The sequence below is a fragment of the Puia sp. genome (assembly GCF_036500295.1).
GTDB lineage: Bacteria > Bacteroidota > Bacteroidia > Chitinophagales > Chitinophagaceae > Puia.
The window spans coordinates 1-6,098 of the sequence record NZ_DASYCH010000110.1; the positions used below are offsets into that span (position 1 = coordinate 1).

Consider the following 6,098-nt stretch of genomic DNA (forward strand, 5'->3'; position numbering starts at 1 on the left):
TTGCGAAGCATTATGGCGAGGCGAATGCCGTGCCGGTCGAGGAGCGTTTGCCCGTTCTGAAAACGCGTACGCGGGCCGCCGCGAAGCCGCGTGCAACAGCGAAGCCCGCGGCGAACGCTGCGGCAAAGCCGGGTTCCGCGCTGAAAGCAAAGACTGGTGCCACCGCAAAGCCATGAGTAAAAAAATCGAAATAGGAAATTAGCGGGCATTCATCCGTTCGACAAGATAGTCAGGGAGACGAAGGTTTTTGAAAAAACGATCGGCTTCTTCCGCTTTCATCTTATAAAACGGATCATCTTTGTTTATTGGCCGATCGCTGACATAAAGGGGATAGGTTTCTCCTTTTTTGTAAAAACTCCCACGAAATTTGAGCGGCTTTCCAGTTCTTATAGCTCTACGCAAATCTCTTAATAACAAGAAACGCTTCATAGTTCACTCCTTTTTTAAATGGCTCGTCTTCGCCATTTTTTATTCCCAGTACCTCATATTTCGCACTGATCTCAGGTAAGGCCGATGCAATACTCATTTGATACAACCTCATCCGCGAGGCTGAGCTAGCCAAAATCAGGATGATCGCCTGAGGATTCAAATTTACAAAATTTTCTACCGCTTCAGCGACGGTCCTTAATATCGCCATTGCATCCCCATTGTTACTGATGACACGATCATCGATGTGACCCGTCCCAGGATCATAGTCGCCGAATAAAAGATTATACACGTTCCGGCCTAATCCTGGCCTGTGCTGAAATCTCACAGCTTTCCTGATCCGACCATTAGGTCCATCGCTACAGAACTCATAGGTCCTGCTATCCGCATCTTCCTCAATACTATACCTCTCCCATTCCATACCCCACCTATTTCCATTCTAAAAACTATTCCCTTTCTAAAAACAAAAAAGTGCTGCTAACAAATTTAGCAACACTTTTTATCCCGCAAAAAAATTTCTTCAACTAGCTATGCCTCTTCCGCCGCGACTTCTTCTTCGCCGGCGGCGCCGGCGCCTTCGTCGACGCATTCGCGTCTACCCCCATCGCCTGGTACACCGTCTCCTGGATCCGCCCCCGGATACTCAGGCTCGAAAGCCGGGGATTGTTCTCTATCGGGTTGACCCGGTTGGAGAGGAAGATAAAGATGAGATCGTATTTCGGATCCACCCACACGCAGGTTCCGGTGAACCCGGTATGCCCAAAAGTTTCGGGCGAAGCGGAAAGACAGGGGTAAGGTTCCTTGCGCGTCGCATTGTCCTTCTCCGGCTTGTCGAAGCCGAGGGCCCGACGGCTGATATTGGTGTGATAGGCCGTAAAGAATTTAATGGTGGAGGGCTTAAAAAAGGTGATGCCATTCATCGTGCCGCCATTGAGCATCATCTGCTCCAGCAACGCGAGATCATAGGCATCGCTGAAAAGGCCGGCATGCCCCGCAACGCCGCCAAACATGGCGGAGCCCGGATCATGTACATCGCCGCGGATCAACTGATGACGCCAGATGGGCTCGTCGGCCGTAGGGGCGATACGGCCCAGCGGAAACCGCTCTCGCGGCTTGAAGCCGGCAACTTCCATCCCCAGCGGATCGTAAAAGGTTTTCTTTACGTACTTGTCGAGGGTCATCCCGCTAATCGCCTCCACGATCATCCCCAGAAAGATAAAGTCATTATCGCTGTAGATATATTTCCGCGGGAGAAGCCGGCTCTGCACGATACGCAGGTTCATCGTATCCCGCCAGTCGTTGCGCAAATACATCTTATCGGCCACCCGCACGCCATGCGTAGAGTCGGGAACCGGCGTAAAAAATCCCGGCAACGAGTTTTGCTCTTTGGTGCTGTCGACAATCTCCCTATAGAAGACGACATCGGGAACGAGACCCGCCTGGTGCAGCAGGATATCCCAGAGACGAAGCGTATCCTTGTCGCTGCCCCTAACCCAGGGCAGGTAGTCGCCCAACGTCTTTTGAACGTCCAGCCGGCCCTCGTCATACAGTTTCATCACCGCCATCGTCGTCGCGCAGATCTTGGTGCAGGAAGCCATATCATAGATGGTCTCGGTATAGACAGGTTCCGTCCGGTCGTAGCTCATATAACCAAACGCCTTCTCATAGGCGATCTTCCCGTTTTTGGCCACCAGCACCACGCAGCCCGGCGTAGCCCGTTTTTCGATGGCTTCATTGGCGATGGCATCTATCTTTTGCAGCTTTACCGAATCCATCCCCAGCAGCGAGGGCGATGCGGTGGCAAGTGCCCGAACCGGCGCGATCCCGGCACCGGCCTTCCATTCGTCACATACCGACACCGGCAGATGACCCTTGGCGACAAATTTGCCGTTGAGCAGGTCGGCGGCCACCGTCTGGGTCACCGAATCATCCTCGTAACAGGCGATCAGCGTCTTTGCGTCGCAGCTGTTCTTTATCGCATAAGGGTTACCAAAGAACAGGGTCACGGCTTTTTCCTTCTGTTGCAGCTCATGCAGCAGCCAGGCGGCCGGCCGGCTAATGGCGAAGTTGCGCGCGGGAAAACGGGCATAGTTGTGCATGCCGATAACAATCGCTTCATAGCGGTTGGCCAGCAACTCCAGCGCCGCGGCAGCTTTTGCGCTGTCGAGGTCGTAGTCGAAGAAATAGACATGCGCGTGATAATCGTTGCGCATCCGGCGGCTAAACGCATTGTCTTCCGTCAGCCCCATCCCGATATAGGCGATGTTCTTCTGTTTTTTCTTCATGGCCGACAGACCCGTGCCCACCAGATCGAACCCCTGTCCGCCATTCGTGCCCTCCGCCTTGCTGCGCAGGGGGAAAACGGCCGGGTCTTCGCGCAGGAGGGTGATCGCGTCGACCGCCACATCATGCCGCATTGCCGGGATACCGGCGTTGAGGTCGGCCGTCAGGTGCGCCTTGCTCACCGGACGCCACGTGGCCAGACCCAGATTGTATTTTGCATAGAGGACTTTTTTCACCCGCGCATCGAGATCCTTCCACCGAAGCTTCTTTTCCTTTATCGCCGCATTTATCTTCTCCAGCGCCTGGGCGATATCGCCGGGCAGGCAAAGCATATCGTTGCCCGCGATAAGGGACTGTACAGCAGCCTCCCCGTCGGGAAAATATTTCGCCACGCCTTTCATTTCCAACGCATCGGTAAAGCTGATACCCGGATAATGAAGCCGCTTCCGCAGCAGCTTTGTTACGTTGTTGTAGGAGAGCGAGGTAGCCCTGTTGGGTTGGTTGTCGATAGCGGGAATATACAGGTGGGCGATCATCACGCTCCCGACACCGGCATTAAACAGCGCACGAAAGGGGTAGAGCTCCAGCGAATCCAGCTGTTTTTTGTCTTTGTTGATCACGGGCAGATCGAAATGCGAATCGACCGAGACATCGCCATGACCGGGAAAATGCTTTGCACAAGCCATGATCCCTTCAGCCTGCATGCCTTTTACATACTGGACACCATAGTCCGCGACCTTGTATTTGTCTTCGCCGAAGGACCGGTCGTTGATCACCGGGTTGTCAGGGTTGTTGTTGACATCCACCACCGGAGCATAGTTGACCTGGATGCCGATCCGGCGGCATTGCTGCCCCACGAGGCGGCCATAGCGATAGATCAGCGACGGGTCGCTGGTGGCGCCCAGCATCATTTGCCGGGGCAGCCCTTCGACACTGTCCATCCGCATCCCCAATCCGTTCTCCGCGTCGATGCAAAAGAGGATGGGGGTCCGGGTTATGCTCTGATAGTGATTGATGTGATCGGCATGGGTAAGCGGATCGCCCTGAAACAGACAGATGCCGCCGACATTGTATTTGCGAACTGCCTCGTCCAGCTGCTGGTCATAGAAGACCGGCCGGCGTGTCGCGGCGTCGATTCCCGAACCCCGGACGACCATCAGCTGGGTGATCTTGTCATCGGGCGACAGGGTCTTGAAGACGCTGTCTACCCAGGCATCGGCGGAAAGATTGGTTGAAGACTGAGCAAGGCCGTGGATCATGCCGGCCATAAAGGGTAGCAGGAGGATGATTTTTCTCATAATCGAATTTCGCCAAAAAATTGCCAAAAAATAATTTTTTGGCTCAATACCATAATATCTGCCCGCTTCGCGTGCGAACCGAACTCCGTTCCGTTTCTACGACGTAAATTGCACTTAAAATTGGATCGCGAAAGCGGAATCACGAAAATAAGCCAGAATTGCCAGACATCATTCAATTATTACCCGATAATATCGCCAACCAGATCGCCGCAGGGGAAGTGATCCAGCGGCCGGCCAGTGCCGTGAAGGAGCTGATGGAAAACGCCGTCGACGCCGGAGCTACGGAGATCCGCCTCTATGTGCAGGATTCCGGCAAGGCACTGATCCAGGTGGTGGATAACGGAAAGGGGATGAGCGAAACAGACGCACGGATGGCTTTCGAGCGGCATGCCACTTCCAAGATCCGGGAGATCGACGATCTTTTTCATATCAAAACGATGGGCTTTCGCGGCGAGGCCCTCGCTTCCATTGCCGCCGTCGCACAGGTGGAGATGAAGACCCGGCGGTCGGAAGATGAGGCCGGCACCGTTATCGACATCGAGAACAGCCGGGTCGCCCGGCAGGAGCCCGCGGCCCTCCCCGTCGGCACCAGCATCGCAATGAAGAATCTTTTCTTCAACGTCCCCGCACGCCGCAATTTTTTAAAGAGCAACCCGGTCGAGATGAGGCATATCCTCGACGAGTTTACCCGGGTCGCCCTTTCCTTTCCCTCCATCTTCTTCTCCTTCACCGCTAACGGCCAGGAGCAGATACACCTCGAAAAGGGAAGTCTCAAACAACGTGTCGTTCAGATACTCGGCAGTTCCTACACCTCGAAACTGGTGTCGGTGCAGGAGAATACGGACTATCTCAATATCTATGGGTTTGTCGGCAAACCGGATACCGCCAAGAGGACGAGGGGAGACCAGTATTTCTTTGTCAACAATCGCTTTATCCGCAGCGCCTATCTGAATCACGCCGTCAACGGCGCCTTTGCAGAGATGATCCCCCGCGACAGCTTTCCTCTATATGTACTGTTCATCGATCTGGACCCCACGCAGGTGGATATCAACGTACATCCCACCAAGCAGGAGATCAAGTTCGAAGATGAGAAGATCGTATACGCCTTTGCTCAGGCCGCGGTGAAACATGCGCTTGCCCAGTTTAGCATTACCCCTACGCTGGACTTCGATCTCGACCCGAATATCCAGGGTCTGGATGCGGTGAACAAGCCCCTCTCCGAAGAGCGCAAGGCCGCCGTTGCCTCTTCCTCGCTTTACCAGACCTTTACCCAGAAGAATCAGGCGCATTTTATCGAGCCCACGAACAAAAGCGAACTGCGTCACTGGAAGGATTTCTATGAGTCCCCGGCCGACCGGGCAGCGAAGGAAAATTCAAACCCCGCCGGCACCGGCACCCCGCCCTCGACAGACGAAGAGGCAGCACCCGGCACCTCCGCGGGAAGCCTTGCGACCGGGATCAACGCCGGTCACACCCCCGGCAGCGAATGGGGCGGCACCGCCACGCGGATCATGCCGATCGAGAACGCCCCCCTGCAACAACTGCTCAACGCGTATATCGTTACCCCAACCAACCGCAGCTTTATCCTCGTCCATCAGCAGGCCGCGCACGAAAGAATACTCTACGAACGCTATAAGACGGCCTCCGTGGGTCAGCAGATCCCCAGCCAGAAAAGCCTGTTCCCGGCATCGCTGACGCTCTCCGCGCCCGACGCCGTCCTGCTCACTGAATTGTTACCCGATCTGCTCCCCCTTGGATATGCCATCGAGCCCTTCGGAAAAGACAGCTTTATCATCCAGGGCACCCCGGCCGACACCGGGCAGGGCAGCGAGAAAGGCGTGATCGAACTGCTGCTCGAGCAATATAAAAACTTTGTCAGCGAGATCCGGTTCTCCCGGCGTGAAAAACTGATCCGCACACTCGCGCGCCAAAATGCCGTGAAGGCAGGGACCGCGCTGGCAGAAAAGGAAATGCGGATGCTGGTCGACGATCTCTTCGCCTGTGTCCAGCACAACGTCACTCCCGGCGGCGACCCCACCTATATCGAGTTCAAAAAAGACTATGTGGAAAAGCTATTCGGCCGATAGTTGG

At 55.0% G+C, this 6,098-nt stretch carries 4 protein-coding genes; 1 reads left to right on the plus strand and 3 read right to left on the minus strand.

The window, feature by feature from the left end; genetic code table 11:
- Positions 1-198 precede the first annotated feature (198 nt).
- From VGM48_RS20820 to VGM48_RS20825, 3 genes are all read right to left on the minus strand, one after another.
- Complete coding sequence (locus VGM48_RS20820; RefSeq protein ID WP_331582362.1) at positions 199-429, minus strand: hypothetical protein; 231 nt, start codon at positions 427-429, stop codon at positions 199-201.
- Positions 395-847 carry a DUF6934 family protein gene (locus tag VGM48_RS25655; protein ID WP_414711260.1) on the minus strand — a complete coding sequence of 151 codons (453 nt, stop codon included), beginning with the start codon at positions 845-847 and terminating at the stop codon, positions 395-397. Before VGM48_RS25655 ends, VGM48_RS20820 begins: the two co-directional genes overlap by 35 nt.
- 103 nt (positions 848-950) lie before the next feature.
- Positions 951-4,007 carry a glycoside hydrolase family 3 N-terminal domain-containing protein gene (locus VGM48_RS20825; protein ID WP_331582363.1) on the minus strand — a complete coding sequence of 1,019 codons (3,057 nt, stop codon included), beginning with the start codon at positions 4,005-4,007 and terminating at the stop codon, positions 951-953.
- Between the two features lie 158 nt (positions 4,008-4,165).
- Between VGM48_RS20825 and mutL the strand changes: the two genes are divergently transcribed.
- Entirely contained in the window at positions 4,166-6,094 is a 1,929-nt protein-coding gene (gene mutL / locus VGM48_RS20830) for a DNA mismatch repair endonuclease MutL (protein ID WP_331582364.1), read from the plus strand.
- The last annotated feature ends 4 nt before the right edge of the window (positions 6,095-6,098 follow it).